The 16396-nt window shown below is 73.2% G+C and carries 13 protein-coding genes, 3 tRNA genes and 3 pseudogenes; 12 read left to right on the forward strand and 7 right to left on the reverse strand.

All coding sequences use genetic code 11. The features are described from left to right. From ACEPPI_RS25905 to ACEPPI_RS25925, 5 genes and pseudogenes are all read left to right on the forward strand, one after another. Nucleotides 1–633 (forward strand): annotated as a pseudogene (locus tag ACEPPI_RS25905) (DNA polymerase III subunit gamma and tau); the annotation flags it as partial. Between the two features lie 60 nt (nt 634–693). Beyond that, nucleotides 694–1947, forward strand: a complete 1254-nt coding sequence (gene purD / locus ACEPPI_RS25910) for a phosphoribosylamine--glycine ligase (RefSeq protein ID WP_373917675.1) — start codon at nt 694–696, stop codon at nt 1945–1947. Between the two features lie 288 nt (nt 1948–2235). Further along, entirely contained in the window at nt 2236–4023 is a 1788-nt protein-coding gene (locus ACEPPI_RS25915) for a hypothetical protein (protein ID WP_373917676.1), read from the forward strand. A 158-nt stretch (nt 4024–4181) separates the two neighbouring features. Continuing rightward, the gene (locus ACEPPI_RS25920) at nt 4182–5657 is read left to right on the forward strand and encodes a N,N-dimethylformamidase beta subunit family domain-containing protein (protein ID WP_373917677.1); all 1476 of its coding nucleotides are present in this window, start codon (nt 4182–4184) and stop codon (nt 5655–5657) included. A gap of 133 nt (nt 5658–5790) precedes the next feature. Further along, on the forward strand, nt 5791–6693 hold the full coding sequence (locus tag ACEPPI_RS25925; RefSeq protein WP_373917678.1) for a phosphoribosylaminoimidazolesuccinocarboxamide synthase: 903 nt from the start codon (nt 5791–5793) through the stop codon (nt 6691–6693). 47 nt (nt 6694–6740) lie between these two features. Here the strand turns inward: ACEPPI_RS25925 and ACEPPI_RS25930 are convergent. From ACEPPI_RS25930 to ACEPPI_RS25960, 7 genes and pseudogenes are all read right to left on the reverse strand, one after another. Next, nucleotides 6741–6813 (reverse strand) — tRNA-Gly (locus ACEPPI_RS25930). Between the two features lie 24 nt (nt 6814–6837). After that, nucleotides 6838–7449 carry a response regulator gene (locus ACEPPI_RS25935; RefSeq protein ID WP_371677505.1) on the reverse strand — a complete coding sequence of 204 codons (612 nt, stop codon included), beginning with the start codon at nt 7447–7449 and terminating at the stop codon, nt 6838–6840. Continuing rightward, a complete protein-coding gene (locus tag ACEPPI_RS25940; protein ID WP_373917679.1) occupies nt 7446–8687 on the reverse strand; it encodes a sensor histidine kinase in 1242 nt (413 codons plus the stop codon). Before ACEPPI_RS25940 ends, ACEPPI_RS25935 begins: the two co-directional genes overlap by 4 nt. A 179-nt stretch (nt 8688–8866) precedes the next feature. Continuing rightward, a pseudogene (locus ACEPPI_RS25945) lies at nt 8867–9115 on the reverse strand (ABC transporter ATP-binding protein); the annotation flags it as partial. A gap of 192 nt (nt 9116–9307) precedes the next feature. Continuing rightward, nucleotides 9308–9380, reverse strand: a tRNA-Gly gene (locus ACEPPI_RS25950). A gap of 79 nt (nt 9381–9459) precedes the next feature. After that, nucleotides 9460–9531, reverse strand: a tRNA-Gly gene (locus ACEPPI_RS25955). 88 nt (nt 9532–9619) lie between these two features. Further along, nucleotides 9620–9937 carry an Lsr2 family protein gene (locus ACEPPI_RS25960; protein ID WP_373917680.1) on the reverse strand — a complete coding sequence of 106 codons (318 nt, stop codon included), beginning with the start codon at nt 9935–9937 and terminating at the stop codon, nt 9620–9622. Between the two features lie 321 nt (nt 9938–10258). On the opposite strand from ACEPPI_RS25960, the gene purS reads away from it, so the two are divergent. From purS to ACEPPI_RS25995, 7 genes and pseudogenes are all read left to right on the forward strand, one after another. After that, nucleotides 10259–10510 carry a phosphoribosylformylglycinamidine synthase subunit PurS gene (gene purS / locus ACEPPI_RS25965; RefSeq protein WP_008740952.1) on the forward strand — a complete coding sequence of 84 codons (252 nt, stop codon included), beginning with the start codon at nt 10259–10261 and terminating at the stop codon, nt 10508–10510. 2 nt (nt 10511–10512) lie between these two features. Then, on the forward strand, nt 10513–11193 hold the full coding sequence (gene purQ, locus ACEPPI_RS25970; RefSeq protein WP_266594917.1) for a phosphoribosylformylglycinamidine synthase subunit PurQ: 681 nt from the start codon (nt 10513–10515) through the stop codon (nt 11191–11193). Next, entirely contained in the window at nt 11190–13439 is a 2250-nt protein-coding gene (gene purL, locus ACEPPI_RS25975; protein ID WP_351030345.1) for a phosphoribosylformylglycinamidine synthase subunit PurL, read from the forward strand. The genes purQ and purL overlap by 4 nt, the downstream gene beginning before the upstream one ends. Before the next feature lie 73 nt (nt 13440–13512). Further along, a pseudogene (locus tag ACEPPI_RS25980) lies at nt 13513–13701 on the forward strand (M23 family peptidase); the annotation flags it as partial. Nucleotides 13702–13772: 71 nt separating this feature from the next. Beyond that, nucleotides 13773–15044 (forward strand): hypothetical protein, encoded by a 1272-nt coding sequence (locus ACEPPI_RS25985; protein WP_373917681.1) that lies wholly within the window; start codon nt 13773–13775, stop codon nt 15042–15044. A gap of 9 nt (nt 15045–15053) precedes the next feature. After that, complete coding sequence (locus ACEPPI_RS25990) at nt 15054–15848, forward strand: sterol carrier family protein (protein ID WP_373917682.1); 795 nt, start codon at nt 15054–15056, stop codon at nt 15846–15848. A 48-nt stretch (nt 15849–15896) separates the two neighbouring features. Next, entirely contained in the window at nt 15897–16373 is a 477-nt protein-coding gene (locus tag ACEPPI_RS25995; RefSeq protein ID WP_373917683.1) for an META domain-containing protein, read from the forward strand. The last annotated feature ends 23 nt before the right edge of the window (nt 16374–16396 follow it).

Genomic DNA, 16396 nt, shown 5'->3' on the forward strand with positions numbered 1-16396 from the left:
CCCGCGCCCGCCGCTCCCGCGGCGGCCCCCGCGCCGGCCGCCGCCCCCGTCGCCGCGCCCTCCCCCGGCATGGCCGCGGGAGCCGGGCAGGTCCAGGCGATGTGGCCCGCCGTCCTGGAGGCCGTGAAGAACCGCCGCCGCTTCACCTGGATCCTGCTCAGCCAGAACGCCCAGGTCACCGGCTTCGACGGCACCACCCTCCAGCTCGGCTTCCCCAATCCCGGAGCCCGCGACAACTTCGCGAGCAGCGGCAGCGAGGACGTCCTCAAGGCGGTGCTGGCCGAGCAGTTCCAGGTCAACTGGAAGATCGAAGCCGTGGTCGGCGCGGGCGGGGGCGGCGGCCCGGCCCCCGTCCAGCAGTCCTCGTACGGGGCCCCGGCCGCACCCGCCTACACCCCGCAGCCGCCCCCGCAGCAGCCCCAGGCGCCCGCCCCGCAGCAGCAGTACCAGCCGCCCCAGCAGTCGGCCCCCGCCCCGCAGCCGCCCGTACAGCAGGCGCCCCCGCCGGTCGCCCCCGAGGACGACTTCGCCGAGGAGGACGATCCCGACCTCGTCGAGAGCGCCCTGACCGGACACGACCTCATCGTGCGCGAGCTCGGAGCCACCGTTGTGGAGGAATACACGAATGAGTAGCCCCCTGTAGTTGGGTGGCCGCACGAAACGCGCCACGCCGTCCGGGCTACCCTGGGCGGCGTGAAGGTCCTCGTCATCGGCGGCGGCGCCCGCGAACACGCCCTGTGCCGCTCTCTGTCCCTCGACCCCGACGTCTCCGCGCTCTACTGCGCCCCCGGCAACGCCGGCATCGCCGAGGTGGCGGAGCTGCGCCCGGTCGACGCCCTCGACGGCGCCGCGGTCGCGGCGCTCGCCACCGGACTCGATGCCGACCTGGTCGTCGTCGGCCCGGAGGCACCCCTGGTGGCCGGGGTCGGCGACGCCGTCCGCGCGGCCGGCATCCCCGTCTTCGGCCCGTCCGCGCAGGCGGCACAGCTGGAGGGCTCCAAGGCATTCGCCAAGGACGTGATGGCCGCCGCCGGGGTCCCGACGGCGCGCAGCTACGTCTGCACCACCGCGGAGGAGGTCGACGAGGCGCTCGACGCCTTCGGCGCCCCCTACGTCGTCAAGGACGACGGTCTCGCGGCCGGCAAGGGCGTCGTGGTCACCGAGGACCGGGCCGCCGCCCGCGCCCACGCGCTGGCCTGCGACCGGGTCGTCATCGAGGAGTACCTCGACGGCCCCGAGGTCTCCCTCTTCGCCATCACCGACGGCGTCACCGTCCTCCCGCTCCAGCCCGCGCAGGACTTCAAGCGTGCGCTCGACGGCGACGAGGGCCCCAACACCGGCGGCATGGGCGCGTACTCCCCGCTCCCCTGGGCCGACCCCAAGCTGGTCGACGAGGTCATGGCGCTGGTCCTCCAGCCCACCGTCGACGAACTCCGCCGCCGCGGCACCCCCTTCTCCGGGCTGCTCTACGCCGGCCTCGCGATCACCTCCCGCGGCACCCGGGTCATCGAGTTCAACGCCCGCTTCGGCGACCCCGAGACCCAGGTCGTCCTGGCCCGGCTGCGCACCCCGCTCGCGAGCGTCCTGCTGAACGCCGCCCGCGGCACCCTGGACGCCGAGCCGCCGCTCAGCTGGCGGGACGAGGCCGCCGTCACGGTGGTCATCGCCTCGCACAACTACCCGGAGACCCCGCGGACCGGGGATCCGATCGAGGGCCTCGCCGAGGTGGCGGCCCTGGACGCGCCCGACGCCTACGTGCTCCACGCCGGGACCCGGCGCGAGGGCGACGCGGTCGTCAGCGCGGGTGGTCGCGTGCTGTCGGTGACGGCGACCGGTTCCGATCTGGCACAGGCGCGCGAGAAGGCGTATAAGGCGGTCTCGCGGATCGGGCTCGACGGCTCGCAGCACCGTACGGACATTGCGGCCAAGGCGGCCGAAGGCCGCTGACCAGCAGGGTCGTGGCGAAGCGGGCCCGGTGCGCGGGAAAGGCGCACCGGGCCCGTGCGCGTCTTCGCGTGCGACTGCATCCGGCCGTGTTCGAACGCACCCACCTTTGCCCAAAGCCATTCCATCGGGTGATCGTCACCCGGACCGCCTGACGTCCGCCCCGGCCCCAACTAAGGTGCGGCGCAAGCATTCCGGCACATGGCCCACCGGCATTGCGATGTCGGTGGCGGGTGTCACAGTGGGGGAGTGAGCAACGCCGCCGCAGGGCAGAGGGGGTGAGGTCCGGCCGTGTCCGGAACCGGTTCGATCGCAGAAGTGGGCACGCCCTCCGCGCGTTCCCGGGCCCTCGCCGTGCTGCGGGTCCGCAGCAGAGCGCTGGCCGCCGTGCTGCTGCCCGCCGCCCTCGCGGTGGTGCTCGTGGCCGCCCGGATGACGGGCCGGCTGGCCGGGGACCCCTGGCCGGCGGTGACCCTGGCCGTGTGCGCGGTCGCCGCGCTGGTGCTGCTGGCCGGCGGGATCTTCGGCGCCGTGGTCCTGCGCGCCCGCCCGGCCGTGACGCCGACGGTCCCGCTCTCCGAGGCCGCCGCGCCCGACCTCTACCGTCTGGTGCGCGACCTCGCCGACCGGATGGACGTTCCCGCGCCCTCCGCGATAGCCCTGACCCCGGACTGTGACAGCTGGCTGGAGGACCGCGCGCACGCGGCCCACCGCCGGGCCGGCGCGCGCACGTCCGCCGGACCCGCCGGGCCCGAGTCCGAGCCGGGCGCCGCCCCCGTGCTGGTGATCGGCTCGCCCTTCCTGTGGTGGATGCGGGTCGCCGAGCTACGGGCCGTCCTCGCGCCCGTCGTCGCCGGTACGGGCCCTTCCGCCCACCCGGACATAGCCGACGCGCGCGGCTTCGTCCGCGGACTCGACGCCGCCGTGGACATCGGGAGCCGGCCCGGCCTGGGCTGGATCGCGCATCCCGCCCGGCTGCTGCTGCGGCTGTGCCGGACGGACGCCGCCGAGATGGAGCGCGGGGTGGCCGCCGCCGCTTCCGACCGCGCCCAGGGCGTGGACTACGGGCTGCGCCTCGTCGCCCAGGAGCAGGTGGGCCTCGCCTACGCGGGCTGGGACCGGCTGCTGACCCGGGTCGCCCTGCCCGCCTGGCGGATGGGCCGCTGGCCCGCACACCTCGGCGCCGGGGTGGTCTCCGCCCTGACCGAGCTCTCGCGTCGCGACCGGCTGGCCGACGAGTTCACCTCGCGGCTGGGCGAGCGCCCCGCGTGCGATCTGCTGGAGCAGCCCGGGGCGGTCGACGAGGCCACCTCCCTGCTGGCCGCCCGGCTCTTCCACGGCGGCCCGGCCGAGGCCGGGCCGGATTGGTCGCCGGTGGACTGGGCGGCGTACCCGGAGGAGGTCGTCGACCGCAAGTGGCGCACGGAGGCCGCCCGCCTCCACGCGGCGCTGGACGCCCTCTCCGTCCCGACGGGCCTTCCGACGCCCCCGCCGTCCCCCCAGCCCCCGCCGTCCCTCCAGACCCCGCCGACGCCCCCGGTACCGGCGACGGCTCCCGCCCCGAGCCCCGCCCCCGCTCCCGCCCCCGCTCCTGCCCCGGCGCCCGTCACGGCCCCCGCGGCCCCGCCCGCCGGGGACGGCTTCGGCGGCCCGACGCTGGAGCGGGTGCTCGCGTACCTCACCGACCCCACCGGCGAAGCCGCCGCCGGGGACGCCCTGGCCGGGCGCATCGGCGGCGACCTGGCCCGGGAGGAACGCGCCGCCGGCTCCGCCGCGGGCTCCGGCCGCACCGGCGGCGCGGACACGCTCCCGCTCTTCCCGCTCCAGCCCCCGCGCAGTGGCCGGGACCTGCTGGCCGACCACGTCACCGCGCTGGTCTGCTGCGCCGCCGTGGACTCGACCGGCGCGGCCCCCGGCCTGGACTGGCTCGACGGCCCGGTCCTCCTCGTCGGCGGCCGGCGCCGCGCCGACCTGGCGCCCCGGGTGCTCTCCCTGGTCGAGGAAGGGGACCCGGCGCCCCTGCGCGACTGGCTCGCGGACGTCGGCGTACGCCCCGAGAAGCCCGTCCGTCTCGTCTGAGGGCGGCGCCCGGGGTTCGGGTCACGCCAATTCGCGACGAACGGTGACGGACTGCGTGCGTTATGTGATGTGCTGGGACCGGTCACGGCGGAGCTGTCCGAAAACCGTCGGGCCGCACTGACGAAAACGCGTTCGGGGGAGCGAGGGAGGGGAGCCGTATGGGTGCGGACCAGATCCGGCGGTGGGAGTCAGGTGCGCTCGCGCACGCGGTCAACGACCCCTTCGGCCAGGGCCCCCTGCCCTGGTTCCGCGGCAGCGAGCTGTACTTCGACGACACCGGCCACGTCGTCCCCTGGTACGTGGACCCGGCCGCGGCCCCCGGCCGGGTCCCCCGCGCCCGCAGCAGCGGCCCGCTCACCGCCGACGACGTGCACCGCCAGATCAAGGGCTTCGCCTCCACCGGCGCGGTCGCCCCCGGCGAGGCCATCGACTTCCACATCACCGTCGATCCGCCCCAGCAGTTCTCGGTCGACGTCTACCGGATCGGCCACTACGCCGGCGACGGCGCCTCCAAGATCACCACCAGCCCCCGGCTGTCCGGGATCGTCCAGCCGCCCCCGCTCACCGCCGACCGCACCGTCTCCTGCCACCACTGGTGGCTGTCCTGGCGCCTGCAGGTCCCCTCGTACTGGAGCGTCGGCGCGTACGTGGCCGTCCTGACCACCGTCGACGGCTACCGCTCCCACATCCCCTTCACGGTCCGCGACGACCGCCCCGCCGACCTCCTCCTGCTGCTCCCCGACATCACCTGGCAGGCCTACAACCTCTACCCCGAGGACGGCCACACCGGCGCCAGCCTCTACCACGCCTGGGACGAGGAGGGCCGTCTCCTCGGCGAACGCGACGCCGCCATCACGGTCTCCTTCGACCGCCCCTACGCGGGCGCCGGCCTGCCCCTGCACGTCGGCCACGCCTACGACTTCATCCGCTGGGCCGAGCGCTACGGCTACGACCTCGCCTACGCCGACACCCGCGACCTCCACGCCGGCCGCGTCGACCCCACCCGCTACCGCGGCCTGGTCTTCCCCGGCCACGACGAGTACTGGTCGGCCCCCATGCGCCGCACCGCCGAGCGCGCCCGCGACCACGGGACCTCGCTGGTCTTCCTCTCCGCCAACACCATGTACTGGCAGGTCGAACTGGGCCCGTCCCCCTCCGGGGTCGAGGACCGCCTCCTCACCTGCCGAAAACGCCGCGGCCCCGGCCGGCCCAGCCTGTGGCGCGAGGTCGACCGCCCCGAACAGCAGCTCCTCGGCATCCAGTACGCGGGCAGGGTCCCCGACCCCGCCCCCCTGGTCGTGCGCAACTCCACGCACTGGCTCTGGGACTCCACGGGCGCGGCCGAGAACGACGAACTCGACGGCCTGGTCGCCGGCGAGGCCGACCGCTACTTCCCGCGCACCCAGCTCCCGGAGCACCGGGACCGGATCCTGCTCGCGCACTCCCCCTACCTCGACAGCGAGGGTGCCAAGCGCCACCAGGAGACCTCCCTCTACCGTGCGCCCAGCGGCGCCCTGGTCTTCGCGTCCGGCACCTTCGCCTGGTCACCGGCGCTCGACCGCCCCGGCCATGTGGACGAGCGCGTCCAGCGCGCCACGGCCAACCTCCTCGACCGGATCTGCAAGCGCGACTGACCCCGCCCGCCCCACCCGGAAGCCCCCGCGAAGACGCCCCCGCCGACCCGCACGGCCGACCCCCCCCGCCCCGGGCACGGGCCCCCGTGCGGGAGAATGGCCCTGCGCTCGTACAGAACCACAGGGAGACTCAGTGCCCGGATTCGTCGAAAAGCCCGAGCCGGTGCAGGTGCCCGGCCTCGCCCACCTCCACACCGGCAAGGTCCGTGACCTCTACCGCGACGAGGACGGCCGCCTCGTCATGGTCGCCAGCGACCGCATCTCCGCCGCGGACTGGGTGCTGCCCACCGAGATCCCGGACAAGGGCCGCATCCTGACCCAGCTCTCCCTCTGGTGGTTCGACCAGCTCGCCGACCTGGTCCCGAACCACGTCATCAGCACCGAGCTGCCCGCCGGAGCCCCCGCCGACTGGGCCGGCCGCGCCCTGGTCTGTCAGAACCTCGACATGGTCCCCGTCGAGTGCGTGGCCCGCGGCTACCTCACCGGCTCCGGCCTCGCCGAGTACGAGAAGTCCCGTACGGTCTGCGGACTCGCCCTCCCCGAGGGCCTCGTGGACGGCTCCGAGCTGCCGGCCCCGATCTTCACCCCGGCCGCCAAGGCCGCGGTGGGCGACCACGACGAGAACGTCTCCTACGAGGAGGTCGCGCGCACCACCGGCGCCGAGACGGCCGCGCTGCTGCGCCAGGCCACCCTCGCCGTGTACGGGCGCGCCCGGGACATCGCGCGCGAGCGCGGGATCATCCTGGCGGACACCAAGTTCGAGTTCGGCTTCGACAAGGACGGCACCCTGGTCGCCGCGGACGAGGTCCTCACCCCGGACTCCTCCCGCTTCTGGCCCGCCGACCAGTGGGAGCCGGGCCACGCCCAGCCCTCGTTCGACAAGCAGTACGTCCGTGACTGGCTGGCTTCCCCGGCCTCCGGCTGGAACTCCAAGGGCGAACTGCCGCCGCCCGTCCTCCCGCAGGAGGTCGTCGAGCGGACCCGGGCCAAGTACGTGGAGGCCTACGAGCGCCTCACCGGCCAGACCTGGAGCTGAGACACGAAGAAGGCCCCGATCGGAGAACCGATCGGGGCCTTCAGCTGAGCGGACAACGCGACTCGAACGCGCGACATCCACCTTGGCAAGGTGGTGCTCTACCAACTGAGCTATGTCCGCCTGTGCGCCTTGGCGCGAGGACAACTATACCCAACCTCGCTCGCGTGCGAGACGCACCGCGGTGTGCCGGTTCTCGGCGCCCAGTTTCGTGGCCGCCGACGACAGGTAGTTGCGCACCGTCCCCGGTGACAGCGAGGCCCGCTCCGCGATCTCCACGATCGGCGCCCCGTCCGCCGCGAGTTCCAGCACCTCGGCCTCCCGGGCCGTCAGCGGGGAGTCCCCCGCGCTGATCGCGTCGGCCGCCAACTCCGGATCCACGTAACGGCCTCCGCCGTGCACGGTGCGGATCAGCTCGGCCAGCCGCTGCGCCGACACCGTCTTCGGGGCGAAGGCCCGCACGCCCGCCGCGAGGGCCCGCTTCAGGTGCCCGGGCCGGCCGTGACTGGTCACGATCATGGTCTTGCACCCGGGCAGTTCGGCCCGGATCGCTGTGGCGACACTCACACCGTCGGCCCCCGGCATCTCCAGGTCGAGCACCGCCACGTCGGGCCGGTGCGCCCTCGCCATCGCCAGGGCCTCCGGCCCCGAAGCGGCCTCGGCGACGACCACCAGGTCGTCCTCCAGGCCCAGCAGCGCGGCCAGCGCACCCCGGATCAGGTGCTCGTCATCGGCCAGAAGTACCCGTACGGGAGTCACGCCCGCACCTCCACTCGTCGCAGTCCGTCTCCCGGAACCTCGGCCCGCAGCCGGAACCGGCCGCCCTCGACCGGTCCCGCCAGCAAGGTCCCGTCCACCGCCGCGAGCCGCTCCCGCAGTCCCGCGAGCCCGGATCCGGGTGGGCCGGCCGGGGCCTCGGGAGCCCCGTCGTTCTCCACCAGCAAGGTCACCGCGCCGGAAGGCCCCCCGGCCGTCACCCGGATCAGGCAGCTCCGCGCGTCCCCGTGCCGCAGTACGTTCGTGGTCGCCTCCCGGACCACCCAGCCCAGCGCCGACTGCACCTCGGCCGACAGCGTCCGCCCCGCCGCCTCGAACTCGACCCGGCAGTCCATCCCGGCGGCGCTCAGCACCCCGCGCGCGCCCTCCAGTTCCACCGACAGGTCCGCCTCGCGGTACCCCCGCACCACGTCGCGCACCTCCCGCTGCGACTCCCGCGCGATCCGCTGTACCTCGATCATCTGGTCGACGGCCTCCGGCCGTTCGCGCCGGGCCAGCTGCACCGCCAGCTCGCTCTTGAGCGCGATCACCGCGAGGTTGCGGCCCATCACGTCGTGCAGGTCCCGGCCGAACCGCAGCCGCTCCTCGGCCACCGCGAGCTGCGCCTGGAGCTCGCGGGCGCGGTCCAGCTCGTGGACGGTGGTCAGCAGCCACCCGGAGAACCCGTACGCGACGCCCAGGAACACGCCGGCCAGCAGCGTCCCGATCAGGTTGCCGAGGGCCTCGGCCACGGGGATCCCGAGGGCGTACGCGGCCGCGCCCGTGCCCCCCGCCGCGATCAGCGGGACGTACCGCATGTGCCGGACCTTCTCCAGGGACAGCACCACCGCGCCACAGCCGAAGCCGGCCAGCCCGAACACCATCGTGATGGACACCGACCCGTCGACGTGTCCGGTCCGGCGCAGGACGAGGAGGGCCAGGCAGGCGACGGCCGTCACGACGGACACCGCCACCATGAGCCGTACGGGCCGTTCCCGGCTGCCCACGATCCAGTCCAGCGCCCTGGAGGTCAGGCACCCGACCAGGAGGGAATGGGCGCTCACCACCAGGAGGAGGGCGAAGGAGACCGCCGGCGGGCCACCGTTGGCTGCCGGGACCAGTCCCGGCAGCCCGAACCCCATGATCTCCATGACTATGAAGAAGTGGAAGGACCAGCGCGTGTAGAGCTCGACCTTCCCTGCACTGCTGCGGCGCTTCCACCACCCGGTCAGCTTCGACACGGCCCGTTCCCCCGGATCCCTCGTTACGGCGGCGCGGTGCCCGGCGAACCGCCGTCGGACGGCCGATACCGCGACCATGATCCAGACCAGTGTGACGGCGTCCGGCGCCGGGACGCAGCCGTCCGCCACCAGCGCCCCGGCCACCATGAGGACGACGGTCGGCCCGGGGGCGGCGGTTCCTCGGCGAAGGCCTCTTCCGGGGAGGCGTGGCGGGCGTCGAGCGCGGCCAGTTCCACCCTGTCGTCATGGGCCCAGCGCAGCAACAGGCCGAGGTCGTACTGGAGCCGTTCGGTACGGATCTCCACGCGCCGGCCGTCCGCGGCCGCGCGCAGCGGCAGCGGAAGCCGGGCGGCGGGCACCCCGTCGGGCAGGACGAAGCGGATCCGGGCCGGCCGGGCCGCGGCGCCGACCCGGCCCGGGGTGCCCGTCGGGTCCGGCTTCCCTGTTTCGGTCATGGATCCAGCCTCGGCGCGGTCCGGGGGTTCCGGCAGTGCGCGCCGTCACGGCCCGCGATGACATTTGTCACCGGAAAGTGACGTGTGCCACAAAAGGGGAGAGCGGGGTGATGGCATCGGAGAACGACAAAGGCCCCGATCGAAGATCGGGGCCTTTGTTCTCTGAGCGGACGACGCGACTCGAACGCGCGACATCCACCTTGGCAAGGTGGTGCTCTACCAACTGAGCTACGTCCGCATGCTTCCCACGACACAAGTGCCGTGCTCTGCGTGCATCACTCTACCTGATCCACAACCGTGGTCGGTAAAGCGTGCAGAGCGGGTGACAGGGATTGCACACTGCGCCTCCCCCCTGGAAGGGGGGTGTTCTGCTACTGAACTACACCCGCACGACTTCGGGGCTTCGGCTTTTCGGCCTGGCCCCTCGGCGTGATCCACACACTAGCCGATCAGAGGGGGTGGATGGCAAATCAGGGGTCAGTGGGCTTCGTTGTAGGCCGCGTAGACCCGCTTCGGGATGCGCCCGCGGGGCGGCACGTCGTGGCCGTTGGACCGGGCCCAGGCCCGGACGACCGCCGGGTCGGGGGCGATGGATGTGTGCTTGAACGCCTTGCCGGAACGGGACTGCCGGCGACCCGCGGCCACGAAGGGGGCCAGGCTCTTCCGCAGTTTCTTTGCGTTGGCCACATTGAGGTCGATCTCGTACGTCTTACCGTCCAGAGCGAACACGACCGTTTCCGCCGCTTCTCCGCCGTCGATGTCGTCGGAGATCGTGACTACTACGCGCTGCGCCACGGATATCGGTCCCTTCGCGCGTCGTCCCCGCACGCGTGACGTGCGGTGATGTCGCCTGTGTGGATGTTTCGGTGGAATGCATCAAACCGTCGGAATCCCGGCTGATTCCTTTGTACCGCGATTCTCATTGAATAGCGAAGCCCAGTTAATTCTCCCCGCGTGTCCCGCCGCAATGGCGGGCGCGTGGTTTTCCGGTGGATTTTGCGAAGCGTTGGTGAAGCCGAAACGGCGGGCCGGTTGCGGCGGCCCGATATCTACCCGCGTAGAAATTTTGGCCGGGTACGCTGAGGGAACCGCCTTGCACCAACCACCTCATCGGGAGTGCCAGTGGCACGCGTCGTAGTCGACGTCATGCTCAAGCCGGAGATCCTCGACCCCCAGGGCCAGGCGGTGCAGCGTGCACTGCCGCGCCTGGGCTTCGAGGGGATCGCCGACGTCCGCCAGGGGAAGCGCTTCGAGCTGGAAGTGGAGGGACCGGTCGACCAGGCCGCCCTCGACCGCATCCACAAGATGGCCGAAACGTTCCTCGCCAACACCGTCATCGAAGACTTCACCGTGAAGGTCGAGGCCTGACGGTGACCACTCGCATCGGTGTCGTCACGTTCCCCGGAACGCTCGACGACCGTGACTCGCTGCGCGCCGTCCGCCTCGCGGGGGCCGAGCCGGTCTCGCTCTGGCACCGCGACAAGGACCTGCACCAGGTCGACGCGGTCGTCCTCGCGGGCGGCTTCTCCTACGGGGACTACCTGCGCGCCGGAGCCATCTCCCGGTTCTCGCCGGTGATGGAGACCATCATCGAGCAGGCCAAGGGCGGCATGCCCGTCCTCGGCATCTGCAACGGCTTCCAGGTCCTCACCGAGGCCCACCTGCTGCCGGGGGCGATGCTCCGCAACAACCACCTCCACTTCATCTGCCGCGACCAGAAGCTGCGGGTGGAGAACGCGGAGACCGCGTGGACCGGCGACTACACCGCCGGCCAGGAGATCTCCGTACCGCTCAAGAACATGGACGGCCGCTACACCGCCGACGAGCGCACGCTCGACGAACTGGAGGCCGAAGGCCGAGTGGCCTTCCGCTACCTGGACGGCAACCCGAACGGTTCGCTGCGCGACATCGCAGGCATCACCAATGCCGCGGGCAACATCGTCGGCCTCATGCCGCACCCCGAGCACGCGGTCGAGCCGCTGATCGGGACGGGCCGCACCGACGGCCTCCCGTTCTTCACGTCGGTCCTGAAGAAGCTGGTCAGCGCATGAGCCTCGACACCGTCAAGAACGCCTCCGAGACCCCGGACGCCTCCCAGCCCTGGAAGGAACTCGGCCTCAAGGAGGACGAGTACGCCCGGATCCGCGAGATCCTCGGCCGCCGGCCCACCGGCGCCGAGCTCGCCATGTACTCCGTCATGTGGTCCGAGCACTGCTCGTACAAGAGCAGCAAGGTCCACCTGAAGCAGTTCGGCGAGAAGGTCCCGCAGAACGACGCCATGCTCGTCGGCATCGGCGAGAACGCCGGCGTCGTCGACGTCGGCCAGGGGTACGCGGTCACCTTCAAGGTCGAGTCGCACAACCACCCCTCGTACATCGAGCCCTACCAGGGCGCGGCCACCGGCATCGGCGGCATCGTCCGCGACATCCTCGCCATGGGCGCCCGCCCCGTCGCCGTCGTCGACCCGCTGCGCTTCGGCGCGGCCGACCACCCCGACACCAAGCGCGTCCTGCCGGGCGTCGTCGCGGGCATCGGCGGCTACGGCAACTGCCTGGGCCTGCCCAACATCGGCGGCGAGGTCGTCTTCGACGCCTGCTACCAGGGCAACCCGCTGGTCAACGCCGGCTGCATCGGCGTGATGAAGCACGAGGACATCCACCTCGCCAAGGCCTCCGGCCCCGGCAACAAGGTCATCCTCTACGGCGCCCGCACCGGCGGCGACGGCATCGGCGGCGTCTCGGTCCTCGCGTCCGAGACCTTCGACGACACCAAGCCGACCAAGCGCCCCGCCGTCCAGGTCGGCGACCCCTTCCAGGAGAAGCTCCTCATCGAGTGCACCCTGGAGATCTTCAAGGAGAAGCTGGTCGCGGGCATCCAGGACCTCGGCGGCGCCGGGCTCTCCTGCGCCACGTCCGAGCTGGCCTCCGCCGGTTCCGGCGGCATGCGCGTCGAGCTGGACACCGTCCCGCTGCGCGACGCGACCCTCTCGCCCGAGGAAATCCTCATGAGCGAGTCGCAGGAGCGCATGTGCGCGATCGTCGAGCCCCAGTACGTCGACCGCTTCATGGAGATCTGCGAGAAGTGGGACGTCATCGCCACCGTCATCGGTGAGGTGACCGAGGGCGAGCGCCTGGAGATCTTCTGGCACGGCGAGCAGATCGTGGACGTGCCCCCGGGCACCGTCGCCCACGAGGGCCCCGTCTACCACCGTCCGTACGCGCGCCCCTCCTGGCAGGACGCCCTCCAGGCGGACGACGCCGGCAAGCTGCCGCGGCCGCAGACCTCCGAGGAGCTGCGCGCGCAGGTCCTGGCGCTGGTCTCGTCGCCGAACCAGGCCTCGAAGTCCTGGGTCACCGACCAGTACGACCGCTTCGTGCAGGGCAACACGGTGCTCTCGCAGCCCGAGGACGCCGGCATGGTCCGCATCGACGAGGAGTCCAACCTCGGCGTGGCCATGTCCACCGACGGCAACGGCCGCTACGCCAAGCTCGACCCCTACGCGGGTGCGCAGCTGGCGCTGGCGGAGTCGTACCGCAACGTGGCCGCGACCGGTGCCAAGCCGCTCGCGATCTCCGACTGCCTGAACTTCGGTTCCCCCGAGGACCCGGACGTCATGTGGCAGTTCGCCGAGGCCTGCCGCGGTCTCGCGGACGCCTGCCTGGAGCTGGGCACCCCGGTGACCGGCGGCAACGTCTCGCTCTACAACCAGACCGGCGAGGTGGCGATCCACCCGACCCCGGTCGTGGCGGTCCTCGGCGTGATCGACGACGTCAACCGCCGGACGCCGATGGCGTTCAAGGAGACCGGCCAGCTGCTGTACCTGCTCGGCGACACCGCCGAGGAGTTCGGCGGCTCCGCCTGGTCGCAGGTCGTCCACGACCACCTCGGCGGCCTGCCGCCCAAGGTGGACCTGGGCCGCGAGAAGCTGCTGGGCGAGATCCTGATCTCCGCCTCGCGCGACGGCATGATCGACGCCGCGCACGACCTGTCGGACGGCGGCGTCATCCAGGCGCTGACCGAGTCCTGCCTGCGCGGCGGCAACGGCGCCCGCGTCGTGGTGCCCGAGGGCCTGGACGCCTTCACCTTCCTCTTCTCCGAGTCCGCGGGCCGCGCCATCGTGTCCGTCCCGCGCAGCGAGGAGCTCCGCTTCACCGACATGTGCGGTGCGCGCGGTCTGCCCGCGACCCGCATCGGTGTGGTGGACGGCGAGGAGATCGAGGTCCAGGGCGAGTTCAGCCTCCCGCTGGCCGAGCTCCGCGAGGCCCACGAGGCGACGATCCCGGCGCTGCTGGCCTGATCCCGCCCGCCCGCCCGTACGCGTACGAGCCCCTGGTCCGGATTCCTCCGGCCGGGGGCTCGTCCGTTGTCCGGGCGAGCGCGTACGGGCCGGGCGGCTCCTCGCGCGGTGCGGCAACTCCGGCAACTCCACCTAACCGCACGTCCACTTCCACCTGATGGACGGACCCGACCCGGACACCGCACGCGGCCTCCCCTTCACCTGGCGCGGCCTCGGCGTGCCGGCCAACGGTGACGTGTTCGATACCCGCGGATCGCTCTGAGCGCCCGAACCCGTTGGTAGTTTCGATCATGTCGGCGCACATGCGCGGCAGTTGAAGACCGGGGGTGGGGGATGTTCGAACCGATGGGGCCTTCGGGCGGCGGACCTCTGCCCGACCGGGGCCGCGGGCGCAACGCGGTCAACGCGCTCTTCACCCTCGCCGGCGCGGCCGGCCTGGCCTTCGGCGGCTGGGCCCTGTACGGCGCCTTCGAAGCCCACCAGGACCGCGCGGCGAGCCGCGACCTGATCGCCTCCTCGTGCGCCGGACTCGTCGACGGCGACCCGGTGCTGCGGCTGCGCGGCGGCGTCGACCGGCTGCGGCTCGCAGACCGGGCCGAGAACACCATCGACTTCGTGTCACTGCCGGACAACTGCGACTTCCAGGAGGTCGTCGACGGCAAGAAGTACGGGGACCGGCACTTCGCGCTCACCGTCCGCGTCCTGCCCGCCGGCCCGCCGGACAACGTCCTGGAGACCACGGGCCGCTCCCCGTTCCCCGCATCCTCCGAGACCCCGGACGGCGACGTCACGGCACGGACCGACGTGGCGATGCGCCTGCCCCTGCGCGCCGACGCCGCCCTCGGCGACTACGGCGGACGCGACGTCACCGTCACCGCCCCCTGCGCCACCCCCCTGCCCGAGACGGGAGCGACCGCCGTACGGGCGAAGGCCTGGATCGGGGACCCCCAGGCCACGGACACCGACCGCCGGGCCCTCGGCAGGATCGCCCGCACCGCGGCCCTGCGGCTCGCCGCGAGACTGGGCTGCACGACGCACCTGCCGGAGCTGCCCGGCACCACCCTCCGCGCGCATGGCACGGACCTCGGGCGCGCCGAGGACCGCCACGAGAACGACGCCTGCGGCTGGTACTCCGCCCTGCTGCGCACCACCGGCCGCGGCAACCTCCCCGACCGCGCCCTCGGCACCCCCACCGGCGGCCACGCCAACCAGGAGACCTGCCTGCTGGCCGTCAGCCCCGCCGAAGCCGAGCGGATCTACGCCGCCAAGCCGAGCGGCGACTGGCGCTACGTGGAGCTCCACAACGTCCAGACCCGCGACCCGTGGTGGCTGGAGACCCGTTCCTTCTACGGGGACGACGGCGCCTCCGTCGGCATCGGCGACGGCCGGCTGCCCGAACCGGTGGTCACCGGCAAGGCCGGCCGGGCCGGAGTGCTCACGTACGCCACGGCCACCTGCCAGGGCCGCCCCGCCGTGTTCACCCTGACCGCGGACCGCACCTACGACACGAGGGTCCTCGGCGAGCGCGGCACCGAGCTGTTCAAGGCCTACGTGGCCGACGCGACCGCCCGCCACGGCTGCACCCAGGTCACCCTCCCCCAGTAGGGTCGCCCCATGCCGCCCGCGAAGAAGAAGCCGCGCGCCTACGACCAGGCGAAGATCCGTACGGCCGTCACCGCACAGTTCGGGCACGTCGCCGAAGCCGTACGGGGCCTGACCCCCGAGCAGCTCGCGCGGCCCAGCGGGCTCGGGGAATGGAGCGTCGCCGAGCTCGCCGCCCACATCGCCTGGATCGCGGACTCGCTGGCCGGCGGCCTCGCCCGGCCGCCCGCCGCCGTCCCCGAGCTGAGCGCCGTCGAGTGGCCCTTCGCCACCGCCTCCCTCGCCGGGAAGATCAGCGAGGTCGCCCGCGAGACCCTCACCGGCGCCCCGCTGCCCGAGCTCTACGACCGGGCGGCCCTTCGGATGGCCGAGGCCCTGGAGCGCAACCCCGGCAACCGGGTCCTCGACCTGTGGATCGGGGACATGACCCTCGCCGACTTCCTCGTCACCCGCACCGTGGAGCTGGTCGTCCACACCGACGACCTCAACCGGGCCGTGCCCGGCCTGGACGTCCCCGTCGAGCGGCAGGCCCTCGCCGCCTGCACCCGGCTGCTCGCCGACGCCCTCGCGGTGAAGGCGCCCGGCGGCTCGGTGGAGGTGCGGATCCCGCCCTTCGCGGTCGTCCAGTGCGTCGAGGGCCCCCGCCACACCCGCGGCACCCCGCCCAACGTGGTGGAGACCGACCCGCTGACCTGGGTCCGGCTCGCCACTGGCCGGACCGCCTGGGCGGAGGAACTCGACGCCGCCAAGGTCAGCGCCGGAGGCGAGCGCGCCGACCTGTCCGGGCTGCTGCCCCTGATGCGCTGAACGGGCGAGGTCGGGGAACCGGCCGGGCCCGCGCCCCGTCCCAGGGGCATGCGTACCCTCAGGAACCTCGCCCCCGGCCTGGCCCTGCTCGCCGCGCTCGCCCTCACCGGCTGCCGGGGCGGCACCGCGGACGCCGCCCTCACCCCGGACGGCGCCACCGCGCGGCCGCCCGCCGTGGACGCCCCGCTCACCGCGACCACCTGGACGGTCGGCGCCGTCGACGGCACCGCCGCCCCCGCCGACCGGGCGGCGACCTTCACCCTCGCCCCCGACGGCCGGGTGAGCGGCACCCTCGGCTGCAACCGCTTCAGCGCCCCGGTCACCGTCACCGGCCCCACCCTCACCATCGGCCCGCCGACCACCACCCGGATGGCCTGCGAGGGCCCGGCGGGAGAGCAGGAACGGGCCCTGACCGCGCTGTTCGCCGCCGGCCCCCTGACCTGGAGCGTCCACGGCCAGGCCCTGACCCTGACCGCCCCCGACGGCAAGAACCTCACCGCCGAGGCCGGCTCCGCCGCCGAATGACGCCGGACGCCGCCGCGGGCTGC

It is taken from the genome of Streptomyces sp. AB3(2024) (assembly GCF_041862025.1).
Classification (GTDB): domain Bacteria; phylum Actinomycetota; class Actinomycetes; order Streptomycetales; family Streptomycetaceae; genus Streptomyces.

Bases quoted from the DNA above. Each gene is read 5' to 3' on its own strand.
- ACEPPI_RS25920 (WP_373917677.1), top strand. From the start codon at position 4,182: ATGGGTGCGGACCAGATCCGGCGGTGGGAGTCAGGTGCGCTCGCGCAC.
- purL (WP_351030345.1), top strand. From the start codon at position 11,190: ATGAGCCTCGACACCGTCAAGAACGCCTCCGAGACCCCGGACGCCTCC.
- ACEPPI_RS25985 (WP_373917681.1), top strand. From the start codon at position 13,773: ATGTTCGAACCGATGGGGCCTTCGGGCGGCGGACCTCTGCCCGACCGG.
- ACEPPI_RS25990 (WP_373917682.1), top strand. From the start codon at position 15,054: ATGCCGCCCGCGAAGAAGAAGCCGCGCGCCTACGACCAGGCGAAGATC.
- ACEPPI_RS25995 (WP_373917683.1), top strand. From the start codon at position 15,897: ATGCGTACCCTCAGGAACCTCGCCCCCGGCCTGGCCCTGCTCGCCGCG.